This is a genomic window from Allobosea sp. TAB14 (assembly GCF_052113865.1).
GTDB lineage: Bacteria > Pseudomonadota > Alphaproteobacteria > Rhizobiales > Beijerinckiaceae > Allobosea > Allobosea spartocytisi.
Genome location: NZ_JBFRDQ010000372.1, coordinates 1 through 2,039, shown reverse-complemented (window position 1 = coordinate 2,039; position 2,039 = coordinate 1). Strand labels below are relative to the sequence as shown.

Sequence of the window (2,039 nt, the reverse complement as noted above, 5' to 3'; positions counted from 1 at the left end):
CCGTTAGACACCTTCATCCGAGAGAGCRAATTTATACGTTCTGGAAGTACTGGCGAAACTCATTCGAACGCGRCGCGGGACTTCGCCTCGACCATATTCTGCTCAGCCCCACCCTTGCACCCCGATTGAAATCCGCGGAAGTTCGACGCGCTCCGCGAGGCTGGGACCACACCAGCGACCACGCGCCGGTTATGATCGAGCTTCTGCCGCCCCGTTCATGACCGTTCCCTACAGCATTTCAGCCGCTCATCTTCTGGTGGAGCCTGGGGATGTGACGCTGATCGACAGCCTTCTGACGCAAGCGCAGCGTTTCGATGGGYTSGCTCAGCTCTCCTTGGAACCGCAGATCCCCACCACGATCTGTCTCATGACCATGCGYAGCCGGCCGCTGTCGCGATTGGCAGCACGCTTTKTCGAGRTMGTCCGCAAGCAGCAACTGTGAAGCAGGGCTCTGCCCGAGCCAAACCTCGGCGCGCAGCGCTTCTGAGGCGATCGCTCGAGGCTCTGTGACTCAGTTGTGCCGCCCTTCCGGAAACCGGCTCTGACCGACGATTTTAGCTCAACAGATTGATATATCCGTGGAATTTTTGAGAACCGAGCCGCGCTTCCCAGCTTCGGAGAGCAGATCTCCGTTGCAGCTCGACCGATCCGGATTTGTGACAGGACTAGTGCGTCGACGCGCGCCTGCCGCATGGCATAGTTATCTGAATGGCGGATTGCGCTTCCAGACGCATGACCCATATTGGGCGAGCGGCTTGTTGACCCCTCCAGCCCCCTCCCGCTGGAGCCTGGTCCCGCCGTTCCCCTCGAAGCTTTCGGCTCAGCGCCACGGCTTCTCCTTGGCCGGCTCCCTTTGGGACGCCGGCCTTTTTTCTGAACGACGCATGGGACATCCAGAGAAAGTGCCCTCCGCGTTTSGCGCATCGCATCTGCATGAACTTTGGCGCGACCAATTCGTTAGTCGATCGTCCGTCAGTRGGTAGGAGGCGTRGAATGACTACGGCATCGATCTTGCGACGCTGGGCATCTAAAATCCGCACCGGGGATCGCGCAGGCTATGTCGACTACGGATCATAACCGCGCCCGTTATTATCCCGAGGACGATCGCTTTCTGCTGGTCAAGCCGGAGTTTGTAACGCACTTCGAGGTCGTCCTCGACGCACGCCATGGATGGTAGGCTCGCATACCCCAGTATTTTCGCCGGCGCTGGCGCTCGACCAATCCGGCCCCCGAAGGAACGCCGTCATCAACTTGTCGCCGAACGGATGGATGCTCACCGGGCCTATCAAAGAGGCCAAGCGCGGGCGCGGCAATCTAAACGCCGCTCGCGCACTCGTCGGTTCTGCCAAGGTTGCACTTGGCGAGCGTGGGCCGGTCTGGTGGGAGGACGGCTCCCCAGACTTCAATCGCTATCACGTGARGAAACACGCCCTATRCGGGTGGGCTTTGCAATTGAAGRCGCCGGAAAGGCATGCGTACCGTGAAAYCATCGGAACCTGACRAGCAGGAGGGCGACGTGCAGCAATCTGCCGTCGCCGTGACCACGCGGATTGGACTGAAAGGCGCTTTCAATGTCGATCTACCGCTCGACGTGACAATGCTAAACGAGCGCCTCYACGAGATTGGGCTATGGCTCATTGATCGTYATATCCCGCATCAGGCTCGCATTCTTTGGGAGCCCGACCACAGGCGGATCCGCATAAGCTTTACCGATGCGGAGGATGCCGGGGCTTTCCGCACGCGYTTCAGCGCTCCTCTCCATTGCCGGCAGCATGATCTGCCATCTCTTCCATCCACCGGGCTGGTAAGCGGCCTCGCGATGGAGACGGTCTGATCAATCCGGAGCCCCGGGTTGATAATGCTCCACTGAGCAGGCAAGTATTGACCTGAGGCGAGGTTTCGTTGCTAAATTCCACGCCTTTCAGTTCGTTCCGTGGCTCAGTTTGCATGAAGAGTTCCTGGATCTTTTCGCCCCATACCCGAGCCGTCTGGCTGAGAACGCTTGTCGTCATCGTATTGGGTGCGGCGATGATCTCGCC

General features: G+C 59.3%; 1 protein-coding gene and 1 pseudogene. One reads left to right on the top strand and one right to left on the bottom strand.

What is annotated here, in order from left to right; genetic code table 11:
* Nucleotides 1–221, top strand: a pseudogene (locus AB4Y99_RS27715) (exodeoxyribonuclease III); the annotation flags it as partial.
* Between the two features lie 1,524 nt (nt 222–1,745).
* On the opposite strand, the gene AB4Y99_RS27710 reads toward AB4Y99_RS27715, so the two are convergent.
* On the bottom strand, nt 1,746–2,039 hold a 294-nt coding region (locus tag AB4Y99_RS27710; RefSeq protein ID WP_441525615.1), incomplete at its 5' end, for a hypothetical protein.